The 17,410-nt window shown below is 55.6% G+C and carries 15 protein-coding genes and 1 other annotated feature; of the genes, 1 reads left to right on the top strand and 14 read right to left on the bottom strand.

Going from position 1 to position 17,410, the window contains the following annotated elements; genetic code table 11:
- Nucleotide 1 precedes the first annotated feature (1 nt).
- On the top strand, nucleotides 2–1,453 hold the full coding sequence (locus P8Z34_01605) for an RtcB family protein (GenBank protein ID MEJ2549359.1): 1,452 nt from the start codon (nucleotides 2–4) through the stop codon (nucleotides 1,451–1,453).
- A gap of 90 nt (nucleotides 1,454–1,543) precedes the next feature.
- Here P8Z34_01605 and tyrS read toward each other — a convergent pair whose 3' ends face one another.
- The 14 genes from tyrS to P8Z34_01675 all read right to left on the bottom strand — a co-directional run bounded on the left by tyrS (nucleotide 1,544) and on the right by P8Z34_01675 (nucleotide 17,072).
- On the bottom strand, nucleotides 1,544–2,779 hold the full coding sequence (gene tyrS / locus P8Z34_01610) for a tyrosine--tRNA ligase (GenBank protein MEJ2549360.1): 1,236 nt from the start codon (nucleotides 2,777–2,779) through the stop codon (nucleotides 1,544–1,546).
- A 222-nt stretch (nucleotides 2,780–3,001) separates the two neighbouring features.
- Nucleotides 3,002–4,042 carry a low-specificity L-threonine aldolase gene (gene ltaE / locus P8Z34_01615; protein MEJ2549361.1) on the bottom strand — a complete coding sequence of 347 codons (1,041 nt, stop codon included), beginning with the start codon at nucleotides 4,040–4,042 and terminating at the stop codon, nucleotides 3,002–3,004.
- Between the two features lie 21 nt (nucleotides 4,043–4,063).
- Nucleotides 4,064–4,978: an RluA family pseudouridine synthase gene (locus tag P8Z34_01620; GenBank protein MEJ2549362.1), complete on the bottom strand. Its 915-nt coding sequence runs from the start codon at nucleotides 4,976–4,978 to the stop codon at nucleotides 4,064–4,066.
- Nucleotides 4,975–5,529, bottom strand: coding sequence for a signal peptidase II (gene lspA / locus P8Z34_01625; protein ID MEJ2549363.1), 555 nt, complete (start codon nucleotides 5,527–5,529; stop codon nucleotides 4,975–4,977). The genes P8Z34_01620 and lspA overlap by 4 nt, the downstream gene beginning before the upstream one ends.
- 174 nt (nucleotides 5,530–5,703) lie before the next feature.
- Nucleotides 5,704–6,804 carry a DUF5915 domain-containing protein gene (locus tag P8Z34_01630; GenBank protein MEJ2549364.1) on the bottom strand — a complete coding sequence of 367 codons (1,101 nt, stop codon included), beginning with the start codon at nucleotides 6,802–6,804 and terminating at the stop codon, nucleotides 5,704–5,706.
- Nucleotides 6,804–9,071 carry a class I tRNA ligase family protein gene (locus tag P8Z34_01635; protein ID MEJ2549365.1) on the bottom strand — a complete coding sequence of 756 codons (2,268 nt, stop codon included), beginning with the start codon at nucleotides 9,069–9,071 and terminating at the stop codon, nucleotides 6,804–6,806. The genes P8Z34_01630 and P8Z34_01635 overlap by 1 nt, the downstream gene beginning before the upstream one ends.
- A gap of 8 nt (nucleotides 9,072–9,079) precedes the next feature.
- Nucleotides 9,080–9,700 (bottom strand): alanyl-tRNA editing protein, encoded by a 621-nt coding sequence (locus P8Z34_01640; protein ID MEJ2549366.1) that lies wholly within the window; start codon nucleotides 9,698–9,700, stop codon nucleotides 9,080–9,082.
- Nucleotides 9,701–9,847: 147 nt separating this feature from the next.
- Nucleotides 9,848–10,115 (bottom strand) — a binding site (T-box leader).
- A 46-nt stretch (nucleotides 10,116–10,161) separates the two neighbouring features.
- The gene (locus P8Z34_01645; protein ID MEJ2549367.1) at nucleotides 10,162–10,563 is read right to left on the bottom strand and encodes a ribonuclease HI family protein; all 402 of its coding nucleotides are present in this window, start codon (nucleotides 10,561–10,563) and stop codon (nucleotides 10,162–10,164) included.
- 52 nt (nucleotides 10,564–10,615) lie between these two features.
- The gene (locus P8Z34_01650) at nucleotides 10,616–11,452 is read right to left on the bottom strand and encodes an MBL fold metallo-hydrolase (GenBank protein MEJ2549368.1); all 837 of its coding nucleotides are present in this window, start codon (nucleotides 11,450–11,452) and stop codon (nucleotides 10,616–10,618) included.
- Nucleotides 11,453–11,522: 70 nt separating this feature from the next.
- Nucleotides 11,523–13,085 carry a YbaK/EbsC family protein gene (locus tag P8Z34_01655; GenBank protein ID MEJ2549369.1) on the bottom strand — a complete coding sequence of 521 codons (1,563 nt, stop codon included), beginning with the start codon at nucleotides 13,083–13,085 and terminating at the stop codon, nucleotides 11,523–11,525.
- 22 nt (nucleotides 13,086–13,107) lie between these two features.
- A complete protein-coding gene (locus P8Z34_01660; GenBank protein ID MEJ2549370.1) occupies nucleotides 13,108–14,247 on the bottom strand; it encodes a peptidoglycan DD-metalloendopeptidase family protein in 1,140 nt (379 codons plus the stop codon).
- Nucleotides 14,184–15,779, bottom strand: coding sequence for a hypothetical protein (locus tag P8Z34_01665; GenBank protein MEJ2549371.1), 1,596 nt, complete (start codon nucleotides 15,777–15,779; stop codon nucleotides 14,184–14,186). The genes P8Z34_01660 and P8Z34_01665 overlap by 64 nt, the downstream gene beginning before the upstream one ends.
- Before the next feature lie 505 nt (nucleotides 15,780–16,284).
- The gene (locus P8Z34_01670) at nucleotides 16,285–16,749 is read right to left on the bottom strand and encodes a hypothetical protein (protein ID MEJ2549372.1); all 465 of its coding nucleotides are present in this window, start codon (nucleotides 16,747–16,749) and stop codon (nucleotides 16,285–16,287) included.
- Nucleotides 16,750–16,781: 32 nt separating this feature from the next.
- Nucleotides 16,782–17,072: a hypothetical protein gene (locus P8Z34_01675; GenBank protein MEJ2549373.1), complete on the bottom strand. Its 291-nt coding sequence runs from the start codon at nucleotides 17,070–17,072 to the stop codon at nucleotides 16,782–16,784.
- Nucleotides 17,073–17,410: the final 338 nt, after the last annotated feature.

The following is a 17,410-nucleotide window of genomic DNA, read 5'->3' on the forward strand; positions in this document are numbered from 1 at the left end:
TATGATCCGCAAACAAGATTTTAAGCGCATCAATCCCGTCACCTGGGAAATTCCACGGTCGTTCCGTGAGGACATGCGCGTGCCTGTACGTATCTTCGCCAGCGACAAGATCCTGGAAGCGACCCTCGGGGATCGTTCGATCGAACAAGCCGTCAATGCGGCGACCCTCCCCGGCCTTGTGAGTCACGTAGTGGTCATGCCGGACGTTCACCAGGGGTACGGCTTTCCCATCGGCGGCGTTGCGGCGACGAGGTTGCCCGACGGCGTCATTTCCCCCGGCGGAATCGGCTATGATATCAACTGCGGTGTTCGAGTGCTGGCAAGTGGAATTTCCGCAGACGAAGCGGAGCCATGGTTGGACGACCTGGCCGACGCTCTATATGCGCACTGCCCCAGCGGCGTAGGCGTCAAGGGCAGCGTCCGGCTGACGGCGAAGGCCCTCGACAACGTGCTCCGCCAGGGTTCGGAATGGACTGAACGAAACGGATTCGCCACGTCCGAGGACGTGATGCGAACGGAAGAACAAGGTCGCTTGGCGGATGCCGACCCTGGCTGTGTGAGCGATCGCGCCAAACAGCGCGGCCGTCCGCAGTTGGGCACGTTGGGCGCCGGAAACCACTTCATCGAAGTCGACATCGTCGAAGAGATCTTCCATGCGGAAGCCGCGCAGGCGATGGGCTTGCACGTCGGCAACCTGGCCGTGCAAATTCACTGCGGCTCGCGCGGATTTGGCCATCAAATATGTTCGGACTACGTGCGTGAGCTTCAGAAAGCCGTCCAGCGCTACAACATCCAACTGCCGGACCGGGAACTCGTCTGCGCGCCGTTGGACTCTCCGGAAGGGAAGCGTTATTTCGCCGCCATGGCCTGTGCCGCCAATTACGCTTTTGCCAACCGTCAGGTTCTGACCCATCACGCTCGCAGGGCTTTCGAGGAAACCCTGGCCGGCAAGGTGGGCAATTGGGATCTTTCTTTGGTCTACGATATCGCCCACAACATGGGAAAAATCGAGACACACCACATCGAAGGGGAGGAAGTGACCGTCTGCGTGCACCGCAAGGGAGCCACACGCGCCTTCGGGCCCGGATTTGAAGGACTGCCCGAGGAGTATCGAGAATTGGGCCAGCCGGTGATGGTTCCCGGCAGCATGGGGACGGGATCGTGGGTATTGTTGGGCACGGAGGCGAGCATGGAATTGGCGTTCGGTTCCTCGTGCCACGGCGCAGGACGAACGATGAGCCGCAGGCAGGCGAAACACACCGTGCGAGGCGACCAGCTCCTGGCCGAGCTCGAAAATCAAGGGATTCACATCCGCGCCGGATCGATGCCGGGACTGGCGGAAGAAGCACCGCAAGCCTACAAAGACGTGGATAGCGTCGTCGACGTCGTATCCGAGGCAGGAATCGCTAAAAAGGTCGCCCGTCTCAAGCCGCTCATCGTGATTAAAGGCTGACCTGAATCAAATTCCAATTGACGAATAAAAAAGGGCTCTGGTTCAGAGCCCTTACCGATTCCGATAATCCTAAAGACGGATGCCGATCCATCATTCTCCAGGCACCAGCCTCACGAAGCGGCGTTTCCCCACCCGCAGCACGATCGGTGACTTGATTTCCATGGCCTGATCGGCATCCTCGACGACGACATCGTCCAAGCGTACGCCTTTTTGTTTGACCAGTCGACGAGCTTCGCTGTTGCTCTTCACCAGACCCGCGTCCCGCATGATGGCCACCAGCGACGATCCCGGTTGGACGGCGAAATCCGGCATGTCGGAAGGCGTTTCTTGCTCCTGAAATACTTTTATGAACGTCTCCTCTGCCTGCTGGACCGCATCTTCGCCGTAATAAATCTCGACGATCTCCCGCGCCAGTTTCATCTTCACGTCTCGCGGGTGGGAGTTTCCGGAATTCAGGCCCGCTTCGATGGCTTCGATCTCCGGCGGCGTCCAGCGAGTCACCAGCCGGAAGTAATCTCCCATCGCAGCATCGGGCACACTCATCACTTTGCCATACATGTCTTCCGGCGTGGTGTTGAGCGGGATGTGATTTCCGAGCGATTTGCTCATCTTAACCACACCGTCCGTCCCGGGAAGGATGCCGAGAATGATGGCGATGTTCGGTTTCTCCCCCTTGGCTTCCATCAACTTCCGGGCTGCGGTGACGATGTTGAAAAGTTGATCAGTCCCACCGACCTGTACGTCGGTCTTCAGGTGGTAGGCGTCGTATCCCTGCATCAAGGCGTAGAAGAACTCGTGAAGATAAATCGGATCTTCCTGATCCCAGCGTTTGCGAAAAGCTTCTCGCGAAAGGAACTGCTGGATAGTGAAATTCGAGGCCAGATGAATTAAATCCTCGAACGTCAGCTTCGACAACCAGGTATCGTTGTATTCGACCTTGGTCCGCTGCGGATCGAGGATGCGAAACGCTTGATTGGCATACGTCTCAGCGTTTTTCTGTGCTTGCTCCGGGGATAACTGTGCGCGCACCTTGTCCTTGTCGGATGGATCGCCAACCAGCGACGTGAATCGGCCGACCAAAAAGATGACTTCGTGTCCCAGGTCCTGGAATTGGCGCAGTTTACGCATCGGGACCGTATGTCCGAGGTGCAGATCGGTCGTGCGCGGATCGAAGCCACAATATACGCGCAGCGTTCGCCCTTCCTTCTTCGCCTGTTTCAGGCGATCCAATAATTCCTCTCGCATCGATTGTTTGAGATGCTCATCTCCATATTCGGTTCCTTGCATCAGCAGATCGGCTTGTTGTTCGAATGTCATTTCATCCATCACGATGGCTCCGTCGTCGTTAAAAAATCAGGCGTGGGCTGACACTGCCCACGCATTGGTTCCTTCTCATTAAGGAATCTACCCAATAGATCTCTTAAAATTCGCTGGGCGTGTTCATATGAGTTCGCTGGGGCGCTGATCGCCCTCAGGATAGATATATGCAAGTACAAAAGCGTGCATGCGATCTTTCATCCCGCCGCTATGATACCACAAGACCTGAACTCAACTACCCAACAACCGCTCGAAATTGGTTATCAAACGTGCGACCGCTTCGTCATCGATCCAATAATGGACGACCAGCCGGATCGACCCGTCTCCGGAGGCGCGCAGGATGATGCCTTGCTCCCGCATTCCTTCCACAATGTTATATGCACCCATTTTGGCTTGCGGAGCGAAATCAATATAGACCATGTTCGTCGCGGGGCGTTCATAGCGCAGCGAGATTCCTGGGATATTCCGCAGGCCGTCGGCGATCGCACGCGCCCGGCGGTGATCGTCAGACAGGCGTTCGATCATCGAATTCAAGGCCACGATGCCAGCCGCAGCAAGAACACCCGCCTGGCGCATCCCGCCGCCCAGCGCCTTGCGCATGCGGCGTGCGTGGGTGATAAACGCCTCGTCGCCGCAGATCACGCTTCCGACGGGCGCGCAGAGTCCTTTGGAAAGGCAGAAGGTTACGGAATCCGCCGGTGCGGCTAGATCGGCTGCGGAAACGCCAAGTTCCACAGCCGCATTGAAGATCCGCGCGCCATCGATATGCAATTTCAATCCATGCTTCCTGGCCAGTCCACCGACTGCACGGCTGTATTCGAGCGTCAATGGAATGCCGCCACAACGATTATGGGTGTTCTCGAGGACGATCAGGCGGGTGATGGGATAGTGCACGTCATCCTGGCGGATGGCGTCTTCGACCGCATCCAGATCCAGCGTCCCATCTTTTTCGTTGGGGAGCGTATGCGGCTGGACTCCGCCGAATGCGGCTATACCCCCGGCCTCGTTGATGAAGACGTGGGATTGATCCCCGAGGATCACTTCATCGCCGCGTCGGCAGTGGGCAAGGACTGAAGCCAGATTCCCCATCGTTCCGGAGGGTACGAACAACGCAGCCTGCTTGCCGAGAAGTCCGGCAGCCATGTCTTGCAGCCGGTTTACGCTGGGATCCTCACCATATACGTCGTCCCCCACCTCGGCCGCAGCCATCGCCGCGCGCATTTCCGGCGTGGGATGCGTCACGGTGTCCGATCGGAAATCAACTCGTTCCATTGAAGATTTTCCCTCCGCAGATTACTTGAGCTGCTCTAAAAAACGCTGCAGGTCTTCCGGTAAAGGCGCCGTGAATTCCGTGGGCTGGTCGTCGCCCGGGAGAATAAAACGCAGCTTGTAGGCATGCAGGAATTGACGTGGAAGTAAGCGGCGCGAACTGCGCTTTCCATACTGCTTATCGCCCACCACTGGACAACCGATGAAATCGAGATGGAGCCGGATTTGATGCGTCCTTCCAGTGAGGGGCCGAACTTCGAGCAAAGTATACTCCTGATACGTTTCGACGGTATGGTATATCGAAATCGCGGGCCGGCCTCGTCCTGGAGTAAGAACGGCCATGCGCTTGCGGTTGCGCGGATCGCGTCCGATCGGTGCTTCGATTCTTCCTTCGAGTGTTGGGGGTCTGTCGTTCACCAGCGCGAGATAGGTTTTTTCAACCTTACGGTCCTTGAATTGACGTTGGATGAAAAGATGCGCCGAGTCGCTCTTCGCCAGGATAATTAAGCCCGAAGTATCCTTGTCCAGGCGATGTACGACGCCGGGCCGGATCTCTCCACCTATGCCTTCGATGTCCGGTGCATGTGCCAACACTGCGTGCACCAGAGTGCCGCCTGTATGGCCGGCCGAGGGATGCACGACCATGCCCGCCGGCTTGTTGACGATCAGGACCTGCTCGTTTTCAAAAACGACATCGAGGGGAATGACTTCTGGAACGAGATCGGATGGCGCAGGTTCAGGAACGCGCACCTCGATCCACTCACCACCTTCAAGCTGATGACCCGGCTTGCGGACAACGCTGCCATCGATCGTAACCAGGCCTTTGCGTATCAAGCGTTGGATGAGCGTACGGGATAAGTCGCTCGTGTTGTCCACCAAACACAAGTCTAATCTTCCCCCGGAGGCTGGAGCCTGACAGCGGATGCGTCGCTCACTCACTCAACGGGTTGCTCCAGGTTGGTAACTGATTCCTCGCTCGAATTCTCCGTAGATGCAGGATCGGCCGACTTTCTGGCTCGCTCTTTGCGTTCCTCGATCCACATCGCAGCGATGAGAATCGCGCATCCAATCGACACGCTCGAATCGGCGACGTTGAACACCGGAAAGGTGCCGACGGAGATGAAATCTGTGACCGTAAAATTTGAGATGAGGCGGTCGGTGAGATTTCCCAACGCACCGCCCAGCTGCAGCGCTAAGGCAAATCGCACTGCGACCTGCCCCGCTGGAATCCTTGGATAGTAAATGATGATGGCGATCGAAACCAGAATGGCGACGATGGTAAAAAATATACTTCCGCTGGGAATCATCCCAAATGCTGCTCCCGTGTTGTTCCAATGCACGACACGCACGTACGGTGCCAGCCATTGTATGGGCATCCAGGTCTCTCCAACCTGAAGCTGTGTGCGTACCAGGTACTTCGTCCACTGATCGAGTGCGACGACGAGACCTGCAATGCCGATCAGGGTCAAGTATTTTCGTGCTTTCGTCAAATCTACCTCCATACGGGGAATTGCTCCCTAGGCAATTGTACCGAATCGTCAGCGCCTTGCGTAGTGCGCTTCTACAGTGGACATAAACTCTCCAAGGGCAAGAATCCCTTGGAGATTAAGGAAAATCACGCTCGTTAATCCCCGATCCAGGATCGTCTTCTTGCTGCAAGGAGCCTACGCTTTCTGCAGCGCCACGATGAGAGTCTCTCCATCGAAATCGTGCGAAGCGGTAGCGAGACCCGACGGCGCTCCGACGGCTTCCAGGGAGACAGCAAGAGTCTCACCCAGGATGTAATCGCGGTGATGTTCGACGGCTTCGCCGAGCCGGTCGCTGGCTTTGTATTCTATGCGAATGCGTTCGTCCACCTGTAAATCAGCCTGTTTGCGCAGGTCCTGTATGCGCCGCACGAATTCCCGCGCCAGGCCTTCGAGGATCAAATCCGGCGTCAATTCCGTGTTGAGTGCAACAACTTTCGCACCTTCGGCAACGGCGACAAAACCCTCGTGGGCGTCGATCTGCACCTCGACTTCTTCCGGCAGGATTTCGATCTTCTCCCCTTCGACGTCGATCGTGAAAGCCGCGCCTTCCTTCAAAAGCTTTACGGCGAAGTCCTCCGAATCCTCCGGCCGCAAGGATTGAATCGCCTTTCGGATGGCCGGAAAACGCGAGCCGAATTTCTGCCCCAGCTGCTTCGGAAGTGGTTTGATTCGCAAGGCAGCGGCTTCGGAAACGGCATCCAGGAGACGGATTTCCTTCACGTTCAATTCCTCGAGGATCAAATCCGCATACCGGCGCACCGTCTCCGCTTCGTCCTTCGTTCCGACGAAGAACGCAGCCAGACCAAGCGGCTGCCGTAGTTTGCGGTTGGCCTTGTTGCGTGCAGCGTGGCCCAAAGAGACCAGCGTCGTTACCAGCGCCATGTCCGCCATCAATTGTTGATCGATGATTTCCGGATTTGCCAGCGGCCAATCGCAGTGATGCACACTTTCCGGAGCTTCCAGGTCGATCGTGCGGACGAGATTCTGGTACATCGCCTCCGTTACGAACGGCACGAACGGGGCCAGGGCCTTGGCCAGTGTTGTCAGCACCTCGTACAGCGTGGAATAAGCGGCATGTTTGTCTTCGTCAGAATCTTCACTCGCGCCGGCCTTCGCCCAGAATCGCCTGCGGCTCCGGCGTAAATACCAGTTGCTGAGATCGTCGAGGAAAAGGTTGACCGCATCGGTTGCAGCGTCCGGCTCGTAGGTATCCAGGCCGACCTTGATCTGATCCATCAGCTCGTTGAGTCGGGAGAGTATCCAGCGATCGATCTGGCTGTAGGAGACCTTTCGACTCCATCAGGTATCCATTCGTCGATGTTGGCGTAGGTGACGAAGAAAGAATACACGTTCCACAGGGGGATCAAGAACTGCCGCCGGACCTCGTCCGCGCGATGGTAACCGAAAATGAGATCGCGCTCGGGCTTGTGATTGCAGTAGAGCCAGCGCATCACGTCGACGCCCATTTTGTCCGCGGCTTCGTTGAATTCGATTGCATTGCCCCAGGATTTATGCATGGCGCGGCCGTCTTCTGCGAGCAGCGTGGCATAGGTAAAGACATCGCGAAACGGAGCTTCGCGTTCCAGGATCGTACTCATCGCCAGGAGACTGTAGAACCAGTTGCGGAACTGCCCGGGAAAACTCTCGCTGATCAAGTCGGCAGGGAACCACTTGCGCCAGTACGCCGGGTTCGAATGGTACGAAAGCGTGCTCATACCGACGATTCCCGCATCCAGCCACGGATTGCCCACATCCGGGATGCGTTCGATCTGGGCGCCGCAATGGCTGCATTCGATTTTCACGGCGTCGATGAACGGTCGATGTGGCGAATGGCCTTCGAATTCTTTCCAGCCGGCGACGGCACGCTCTTTCAATTCTTCCTTGCTGCCGATGATGTCGTAATTACCGCATTTGCTGCACTCCCAAATCGGAAGGGCAAGTCCCCAGTAGCGTTTTTTCGAGATCATCCAATCGTGCATGTTGCGCAGCCAATCCAGTTCGCGCTCATATCCGAAGGACGGATACCAACTGGTCTCGTTTATTACCACTTCCATCATCTGGTAGCGCAGATTATCATCCTTCTCCGCCTGGGTCACCTCTTCGTACGGCTTATCCAATTGATCGCCCATCGAGATGAACCATTCATCCACCAGACGAAAGACCAGGTCTTCACCACAGCGCCAGCAAACCGGATAGCGGTGGGTATAGTCGTCGACACGGTAAGACAGTCTTTTCTCAGCAAGATTCTCGAAAATCGGCTGCGATATCCCGTTGACGTGCATCCCGCTGAGCCAATCGAATCCTTCAACAAAGTGCCCGGATTCATTCAGCGGCGCAATGACCGGTAAATCGTATTCCTTACCCAGTGCAAAGTCTTCAGCGCCACAGCCAGGAGCGATGTGGACGATACCGGTACCCTCTTCCTCGCCGACCTCGTCCCAAAGGATCACCCGGTGTGCATCCGGAGATTTTTTCTCGATTTGCGCCGGCAGCTCGTCGAAGGGACCTTCATACCGCCAGCCTTCTAGTTCCGAACCAGGAAGTTCCTCAACGACCTCGTATTCACCTTTGAGCATGTGCAGCGTACCACGGCTGAGATAAAAGTACTCGTCGCCTTGCTTTACGCGCACGTACGTCAAATCCGGGCCGACGGCCGCCGCCACGTTGCTCGTCAGTGTCCAGGGCGTGGTCGTCCAGACCAGGAGGCTCTCACCCGGTCGATCCTTGAGCGGGAAGCGCAGCGTAATGCTGGGATGGGTCTTCTCCTGGTACCCCTCTGTCACGATCTCGTGCTGACTCAGCCCAGTACCGCAGCGCCAGCACCAGGGCATCACGTCCGTTCCTTTATAAATCCAGCCCCGTTCGTCGCAAGATTTGAGCACCGACCAGATTGTGTAATTGTTCTCGTCGGAAAAGGTGAAGTAGGATCCGCCCAATTCCGGCATACCCAGATGGCCGACGATGTATTCCACGCTGTTCTTCACTGGCCCGCCGGGACCCTGGAATTCAATCCGTTGAGCCGGATCTTCACCCAGTTTTTCACTCAGCCAGCGCAGCCGCTGCGGATCATTCCAATCCATCCAGTATCCCAGCCGGATGCTTTGCTCGGTTTGCACTGCGGCATAGTTGAGGACTCGCTGCTTGCACAGTACGACGAATTTCGCCAGGCCGAATTTTTCGATATCGTGCTTGGTTTTGAACCCCTTGTCCCGCTCGACGTTAACCTCGACCCACAATCCCTGACAGTCAAAGCCGTTCTGGTAGCGTGTATGGTGCCCTTGCATGCCTTTATAGCGGTGGAATAGATCCTTGTACGTCCGGCCCCATCCATGATGGACACCCATCGGATTGTTGGCCGTGATCGGTCCATCGATGAATGACCATATCGGTCCACCCTGGCGCAAGGTAACCAGTTTCTCAAAGGCGTTTGTCTGCTCCCAGAACTTGAGGATTTCATGTTCCTGCGCGACGAAATCGATTTGACTAGGTACTGCTTTGAACATATTTCACCTCAAGCCTCCAATTCAACCACCAAACGCTTGTTGATCGCACCTTTACTCTTGTAGTCCACGATGTGAATTTCCCCGACTTCCTTTGTGTTGGCAACGTGTGTGCCGCCATCCGCCTGTAAATCCAACCCCTCGATCTCCACGATGCGAACCACCTGGATCGCCGGAGGCAGCAGGTTGATCTTGGTCCGGATGAGATCCGGAATTTGAAACGCCTCCTCACGGGGCAGGACGTCTGTCTTCACGGGCCGCGCGGCAGCGACTTCCTGGTTGATCTTCTCTTCGATTTCTTCGACGAGTTCCTTGTGCATCGATTCAAATTCGAAGTCCATCCTGCCCCGCAGCGGCTCCATGTTCCCGCCCGTCACCGCCGCCCCGTAGTCCCTCCAGATAACGCCGCAGAGGATGTGCATTGCGGTATGCACGCGCATCAGTGCGTACCGCCGCTCCCAATCAAGTTCACCCGTAACAGCCGCGCCGGCTTGCAGTGGGCCACCGTCGATCTGATGCCAGATTTGGCCGTCCCTGCGCTTCACTTTACGGACAGGAAATACGGCCTCGCCGGCTCGAAGCAACCCATGGTCGCAAGGTTGACCACCTCCACCTGGATAAACAGTACGCATCTTGATGATATAGAGGTTCGGTCATTGAACGCTCCTCTCGGCGATTTGGTGAAGCATCTCCCAGCCGCCCATGTGATCGCAGTCCGGCAATACCAATGGGAGTCAGCGATGAAACGCACACTCCCCCCAAAAAAATACTCGTCCCGATAAAGGGACGAGAGGAAATGCGTCTCCCGCGGTACCACCCCGATTCCTGCAGCGATGCAGGCGCTCGATCGAACACGTCCTGAAACATCAGGATTATGTTCGCGCCGTGGATAACGGCTGGCGAAGCCGGTTTCCTTAATAGCGTGTCAACTGCATTCAGGTCACAGCTCTGGAGGGATTTTCCATCCACCGGGTAAATCCGGCTCACACCAACCCAGACTCGCTTGCTACCCTACAGGGATGTACTCGTCTCCGTCATCGCTTTTCTGATCTTTAAATGTCTCGAACGATTATGCCACAAGCAAGAAACACGGTCAATGGCCCAGGATTTCGACCGTACGATTGCGTGATTGATGGCGAAGGCGCTGTTCGTTGAAACGAGAAAGTAGTTCTTGCGCTTGATCCCACAACCTTCTCATGCGTAAATTCTTTACCTTCCAATCGCCACTCAGTTGATTAAGAACCAGCTGGCTGTCGCCTCGGACTTCTACGAGACACGCAGATGGGTCGATGTCTTCCGATTCTATCTTAGCGATCAACGCTTCTAAACCCGCGATCAAAGACTTGTATTCCGCTTCGTTGTTCGTTCCGCGGCCGAATTCTAACCGCACGGGTCGAAACGGTTTGCGCCCCTTTTCCTGGATCCGGAAGGACCCATAGCTCAAACCAGGATTTCCCTTGCTGCCGCCGTCGAAAACGAGAATGTATTCGTTCATAGTCAATGAATTGCCACCGTTGAGATGCGACGATCTGAGAACTGCAGCCGCCCTATCGATCTTCCCTGTACCATTTATGATACAAAGCGAGTAAATTTCTGGTATGCAGTTCTTCTGCCAAACCATTCAACAGGATACGGCTCTTGCCACAAGACTCGACGTCAATGGACCTGAGGTATTCTTCCGGTTCTCGCCGCCGGGATGCCTTCCGCACATGGCGTCGCAGTTGTTCGAGATAATCGATGTTATCGTCAATCTTCGAGCGTACCTCTCCACGTAAAACCACTTCGCCGTGTCCCTGGATTAAATTCTCGAGTTTCATGGCGGGGATCTTATTCAGGCTTTCGATCATCGTCTCGAAATCCCCATCGACGATGTAGGGAATGGGCATCATCACGTCGCCGGAAAATAGGACACGGTCTTCCTCAATCAAGACCCCGATCCCATCCGGACTGTGTCCCGGTAAGAAGACCAGCCGCAGCGTGCGTTTCCCGACGCGAATGCTGATTCCACCTCGATCGAACACGGCGTCCGGAAGGACGATACGGACATCCTCCAATTCCTTACTCTGCTGTTGTGCATTTTCTAACGCCGTCCTGCCCAACGTATCCAGCAGTTCCCGGCAGCGTTGGTGTCCGACGATGACGGCATCCGGGAACCAGGAATTACCCAGACTGTGGTCTGCATGATAATGCGTGTTGACCAGATAGCGTACCGGTTTGTGGATGCGTTTTTCGAGGAAGTCGCGAATCTCCAGGGTTTCATCGGGGTAAGCGAGGGTATCGATCATGACCGACCAATCCGAACCCACGATTGCCCCGGCGTTGACTTTGGCATAAACTTCACTCGTGAAGAGGTATACGTCCTCAGCGACTCGCTCGCGGATCATTCATCCTCCGAACTGGAAAATACAGCGCTCGGAAGCATAGCATAAGCGAACATAAGATGTCAAGAATACTTTACATAAATTGGTTTTTCAGCGCCGCAGCCTCCGCTGCTACCGCCGCAATGGGGTAAATCGCCTCTGTTTGGCCTGCGCGGCATACGAGTTCGACACCCCCTCCTTCCAGGCTCCGTTTGCTGACCGTGATCCGTAAAAGACAACCGATGAGATCGGCATCCGTGAACTTCACGCCGGGTGATACGTCGCGATCATCGAGCAGCACGCTCAACCCCGCTGCTTGGAGCCCATCGAGGACTTCGTGGGTCTCTCGCGGGGAGCGGAGATCCACGAGGTAAACGTCGTAGGGCGCCAATCGCCCCGGCCAACCGGTTACTCCGTCATGATGATAAACGTCGACCAAAGCCGCGAGAATGGGTTCGAGGTATAGAGTCCCTGCTCCCAGCCAACCCTGATTCAGGTTTCCTCCCTCATCCGAAAAATGAAATGCGTCTCCAAACGCTTCCCAACCGCCGATGCGAATCCCCACACGCGATTCGAGTGGCGCCGCGCATTTCGGGCAGGGATCTCCCGCTTTGGGCATGGCAATGTCCGCAATCGTCGTCACCTCGAAATCGCGAGGATAGTTCACGCCGCTGAAGTGAAACCCCGGCTTGTTGGCGCCGCTGGCGAAATTACAACCGTGCTCGATCGAAAAATCCGCCACTACCAGGGCTCCTTCGGTATCCTGTCGTTCTCGTACCTTTAAACCGATCGGACTTGCATAACCCGGCGCGGCGCCGATTCCCTCGATCTCCGCACGGGAAGCGGGAACCAATCCTCTTCGGCCAATCACGTCCTCGAGTTTCTTGATGCTAATTTCCAGATCTCCGCGGATGAGCGCCAGGACGACCGTTCCATCGTCGCTGCGCAGAAACACGGCCTTCAACGTCCTGGTTGTCGGTATACCGAGGAACGCCGCCAGACTCTCGATTGTGTCCGCATTCGGGGTCGAAATCATGTCCAGGGTCTGCATATCTTCCCGGACGAACTCGCTGCGTTTGAAGTGTGCGGTCGCGTGAGAGGCCATGTAGGAGCACGAGGAACAAGCCAGCAGAGTATCCGGGCCGAAATCACACAGGTATGCCCAACCGCAGCTGCGTTCACCCCACTCCAGCCGTTGGAGAGGAAGGCCAAGAGAGTCCAGTCGTTTTTCGTTCTGCTGCAGCCAGCGTTCACACAATTCGGATAACGAAGCTTCCGTAGACGCAGCATAATGCCACTTCAATCCACTTACCCACTCCGGGCTGGCAAGTCCTCTAGGATGATCGGAAAAACGTTCCAATCGGCGAGAGAACAGACACAGCGGCAATTGGCGATAGGATTGGATTTCGTCATCGAGTAAGCGCCTCCATGCTTCGATAGGAAAGTCACCAGGCCCGTCTACATGATTGACCGTCTCGTTGCCCTGAAGCAGCGCCTCGGCAAGATTATTGGCTACACGCAACCCAAGGGGGAGAAATACAAATCGCTCGTCGATGAAACGAACGAGCGCGGCGCGTAAAGCGTACGCCGTCGACGGATCGTGTCCCGCAGGCGCTTGACGCAGCGTACGCCCAAAGACATCCGTCATGCGCATCATCCGCTCCTCGCTTCAGTGCCTCTCATAAATCGGGAGGACTGGAAAGATCGACGGGCGTCGGAGTAGGATGAACGACAAAACCATTGCGGCCGCGAAAGATGATGAAATTGGTCTCTCCTGCGTAGAGGGTCAAATATGCGACGTATTGAAAGCCCGCGAAATCGATCGTGATCTCGTATGGCCCTGCCGGAAAATCGCTGATCACGAAGTTCTCGTCGTAATAATCATCGGGATGGATCGTCGTGAGAACGTAAGTCCAGACTTCCCATTTCTTCCCGGTCTCCAGTGATCGGATTTTCAACGGAAATTCGGGCAGAAGATTGCCGTACGTATCCGTAATCCGCCCAGCCAACACGGCCCACCCCTCCGGCGGCACCATCCACAATTCTGGATTCCTCGTACTGAAGAAGCGATTTTCCCCCAACCGCACTTCAAAGTGCAGGTGAGGGCCATCGGAATGGCCCGTCGATCCCACCGTCCCAATCTGCTCGCCGGCCTCCACGTGCTGCCCGTCCCAAACGAAAACCTTTTGCATATGCGCATAGACCGTGTAGAGTTCCTGTCCCTGATAGCCAAAATCGTGTCGGATGGCCACTGCAAGACCATACGGATCGGTGAGATCCTCGATGCCCCGATACAATCCGTAGCCAGCCCACACGACCTCACCCGGACCTGCGGCCAGCACGGGCGCCCCGCGGTCGGCACCCAAATCCACACCGGTATGGATGTCCGATTCACCGAAATACGAGCTTCCATAACGATAGAAGGGATGGGGCCAATTTACCTGTCCAGAAGGAATGGGCCGCCAGAAGAAATAATGATCTTCCGGACGCAGAGCCCAGGGCGCGGGATACGGCGGGGGTCTCCAGTCCAGTTCTTCACTCGGCTCGATGGTAGGGAATGCGACAGGCAGCGGAGTCTTGGCCGGATCTCCAAGCATTGGATTCGATACATCATTCCCGGTCAAGGGAGTCGTCGTTGCAGACGGTGATGGTTGAACATCGGTTGGCTGGGCGATACGAATGCTTTCCCCCTCTTCACAGGCAGAGAGCATGAATGCCATCAGTGCGATCGCGAGCAGGAGGAGACCGTGGTGCTTCATGGTGTCACAGTTGGGGTGGAGACCGGCTGCTCCGTTGGCGTCGCTGACGGGGTCCGCCATTTCCACCACCAGGAAGTCGCCGTCGGTCTCGGCGTTCGTGTGGGTGTATTCGTGGGAGTTTGGAACGGCGTGGGAGTTACCAAGGCCGAGACGGGATACAATTCCAGCATCGCTCCCGTCCAACTCAGACCTTCTCGTTTTACGAATTCGTTGAGACGCGTTCCGATGTAAAAAGTACGCCAGTTGGACAGCGCCGGGAGTCGTTCAAAACCGTAATCGGAGGCCAGCTGCGTGAAATCGACGTAGTAGCCGGAGGGAATGGACTCTCGCAGCGATCCGCCTTGATCGTACGTCCTTGGATCGCCGTTAATCCGGGTATTGAAATCCCACGGCGGTTCACGAAGCGGTTCGCCCAAAGTGCCGTCTTGGAGCGCTGCGAGCACGTAGACCCGCCAGTAAGTCTGTCCGCCAAAATCCTCACGTATGAATTCCACCCAGCCGGCCTGTATCGCCGCGCTGTTGAAAGTAAACGCACGGCCGGTGTAGAGCCAATCATTGTAAGCAAATCCGGGCGGCATCGGATCGTTCAAACCAACAAAAGCATTATCGAGACTTTCTAAAAAATCCCAACCCAGGACTGAAATGCTGTGTTCTTTGAGCGCAAGAAAATCCTGGCCGACGGCATCCGACAATGAAGGATGCGGGGCGCGAACCCCAGGCAAATCGACGAGATCCCTCAATTCATCCACATTGTGCGTTTCGTCGGCTGCGGTATCCAACAGCGGCGCGTCGGTGGGCGGCAAGCGGTCGACGGCGTAAATCTCTCCCGGCATACCGGCAGTCGTCCAGGTCACGTCGTCGACATCGATCCATGGTAAAACCGGCAACTCCGATGCTTCAACGTGGTCCAGGGCGAAAATCTGAAATCGACGGTACAGCGCGGTGCGCAATATGGTGACCATATAACGGCTATCGGGGGACCAGGCGGCGTGCTGACCCTGCCCTACTTCGTACGGCGGGCGGCTAATGTCATCCATATCGAACACCTTGACGACATCGATACCCGAGGAGGATTCGCTGTAGGCCAACGACGAGCCGTCGTCACTGAAAACCGGCATGCTCTCGACCGTCGACTTGGTGTTCGTGATGTTGTGGAAACGATCATCCGGCTCATCGAGGTTTGCCAGAAAGACGTCAGGAGAGTCATCTCGATCGGACACAAAAGCTATCCTGCGGCCTTGGGGATCCCAACTTGGACTAAGGTCCGCCCCCGGATGGATCGTGAGTTGGATTGGATCTTGCCCCAGATCGACAGGAACGATCCAGATGTCGAAATTGTCAGTGTAGTAGGCCTCGAACGCCAACCAATGTCCGTCCGGAGACCACGTCGGATTGCCTTCGTAGCCAGGTGTATCGGATAGCTGCCGGATTGCGCCTGATTGCAGGTCGAGGATATACAGATCCCAGTATCCGTTCCGACGCGAGGTGAAGGCGACGGAAAGCCCATCGGGGCTCACAGCAGGATCGCGATCGTCCCATGGACCTCCCGTCAGTTGGACCGAGTTCGAGTCCCCGGGCACATAAGCCCACAAATGTGTGTGTCCATTCTCTCTCGCTGAAAAAACAATCGTTCCCCAAGAGGTAGTCCTTGTGGGTGCTGGAGTGTTTGTCGGCAAGGCAGGAGAAACCGTAAGCGAGGGACTGGGTGTTGCGGTATACGCCAACGAAGTGGCCAACGAAATCAATGTCGGATCCAGATCCGAGTCGCGCAATCGATTCTGAACCCCAATACTTATCCATCCGATCCCAACAACTGCGAGAAGCGAGACGAAGAGAAAGGATCGAAAAATCCAGGGCTTCCTAGATGTCCTTCGTGCCCCGGGTGATGTGTCTGTCAGAGGTGCCTGCTTTTCCGTCAAGGGTCCTCATCCTCAAGCATGCGATTATACCTGCCTTCTGCAATCACGCCATTTCGTGCAAGGTGGGTGCCAAACGGAAGTGGAAAAATGGATTGGGAGATGCAGTCGTAAATCCTCTGAAAATAAAAAGAGCCGACCTCGAGGCCGGCTCCTCCGATACACAAGTTACCCCTTCGTATTACGCAGTGCTCATATCTTCACAAAGTTTTGAAGCGGCGTGCATCGGCAGCCTGAATTCCTTCACGATCCTCGTTGCCGCTCCATCCCCTGAACAAAAGCTGCGCAGCAAGCGCGGAGGGGCAAGAAGGATTCGGGCAAAGAATTCCGCAGATTCTCTCAAGTGCGATTCGACCAATTCGAATAAACCCAAATTCTGACCGTGCTTGCTTGTGATCAATGCACTTAGAGTCTCTCGCGCCAAGGCATATCGACGCGCTTCCGGCCCGAGATCCGAATGGACGAAAACCTTACCGCTCTGATCGGGCAGCCGCGCGAAAGTTGCATCCCACAACTCTGAATTCATTTCTACGACGCCGAAGTCCGCATCGTACAATGCCGGGGGATTTTTAAGCAGTTTTTCGATCGGCACAGGAGGTTCCATCACACCGAGATAATCCACGAGTCCCTGTGCGATGTTCTGCAAGAACCACTCCCGCTCAGTCTTCGTGCATGTAATCATGCAGCCTGTTCACCTTCGGTACAATCTTGATCCGGCACCAATCCCGCAATTGGCGAAGGCAGTTCGATTTGCAGCGGCTTTACTTCCGAAGCTTTGACCACACGGTATGCTTTGATCGCGAATTCCACAAACGAACCCGCTTCGATGCAGTCGAGATCCGACCGAAGCTCGGGTGTCAACTCCATTTCGCTGAGGATTTCAGACCTGTTGCCGGAACTGAAAGCCTGCACGATCCCGGGATCGATAATCGAACGTGCCACAAGTTGGTTCAGACTCTGCATACTCATTGTAAAACCTCCTGAGGTTCGGAATGTTGTGAATGCCTAGAAATAAAAAGGCAGCAAGTCAAGGCGCCTCGCTGCCAGGCGATTTATTGGTGATAATTTATCTATTAACGGCTAAAGATCTAGCCCCCGCCAATAAGACCACCACCGCGAACGCAGCGCACATTCGACATGGCAACCTCCTTATTGAATGTGTTCTCTCTCTGTTATTTACTTTACATTAAAGGTCTCAACAGATTCTCAACGACAATCGACATACCTTTGATGGCTAATACTTACATGCCGTATCAGAATTCTATAAAAGCGGTTATGAACGGATGCGCTGAGTTGGTTTTAGGGTG

It is taken from the genome of Anaerolineales bacterium (assembly GCA_037382465.1).
GTDB lineage: Bacteria > Chloroflexota > Anaerolineae > Anaerolineales > E44-bin32 > WVZH01.

What these genes read in the sequence shown, in the direction of transcription:
- P8Z34_01605 (MEJ2549359.1), top strand. Translation starts at nt 2, where the DNA reads ATGATCCGCAAACAAGATTTTAAGCGCATCAATCCCGTCACCTGGGAA.
- tyrS (MEJ2549360.1), bottom strand. Translation starts at nt 2,779, where the DNA reads ATGGATGAAATGACATTCGAACAACAAGCCGATCTGCTGATGCAAGGA.
- ltaE (MEJ2549361.1), bottom strand. Translation starts at nt 4,042, where the DNA reads ATGGAACGAGTTGATTTCCGATCGGACACCGTGACGCATCCCACGCCG.
- P8Z34_01630 (MEJ2549364.1), bottom strand. Translation starts at nt 6,804, where the DNA reads ATGGATCAGATCAAGGTCGGCCTGGATACCTACGAGCCGGACGCTGCA.
- P8Z34_01635 (MEJ2549365.1), bottom strand. Translation starts at nt 9,071, where the DNA reads ATGTTCAAAGCAGTACCTAGTCAAATCGATTTCGTCGCGCAGGAACAT.
- P8Z34_01640 (MEJ2549366.1), bottom strand. Translation starts at nt 9,700, where the DNA reads ATGCGTACTGTTTATCCAGGTGGAGGTGGTCAACCTTGCGACCATGGG.
- P8Z34_01645 (MEJ2549367.1), bottom strand. Translation starts at nt 10,563, where the DNA reads ATGAACGAATACATTCTCGTTTTCGACGGCGGCAGCAAGGGAAATCCT.
- P8Z34_01650 (MEJ2549368.1), bottom strand. Translation starts at nt 11,452, where the DNA reads ATGATCCGCGAGCGAGTCGCTGAGGACGTATACCTCTTCACGAGTGAA.
- P8Z34_01655 (MEJ2549369.1), bottom strand. Translation starts at nt 13,085, where the DNA reads ATGATGCGCATGACGGATGTCTTTGGGCGTACGCTGCGTCAAGCGCCT.
- P8Z34_01660 (MEJ2549370.1), bottom strand. Translation starts at nt 14,247, where the DNA reads ATGGCGGACCCCGTCAGCGACGCCAACGGAGCAGCCGGTCTCCACCCC.
- P8Z34_01675 (MEJ2549373.1), bottom strand. Translation starts at nt 17,072, where the DNA reads ATGAGTATGCAGAGTCTGAACCAACTTGTGGCACGTTCGATTATCGAT.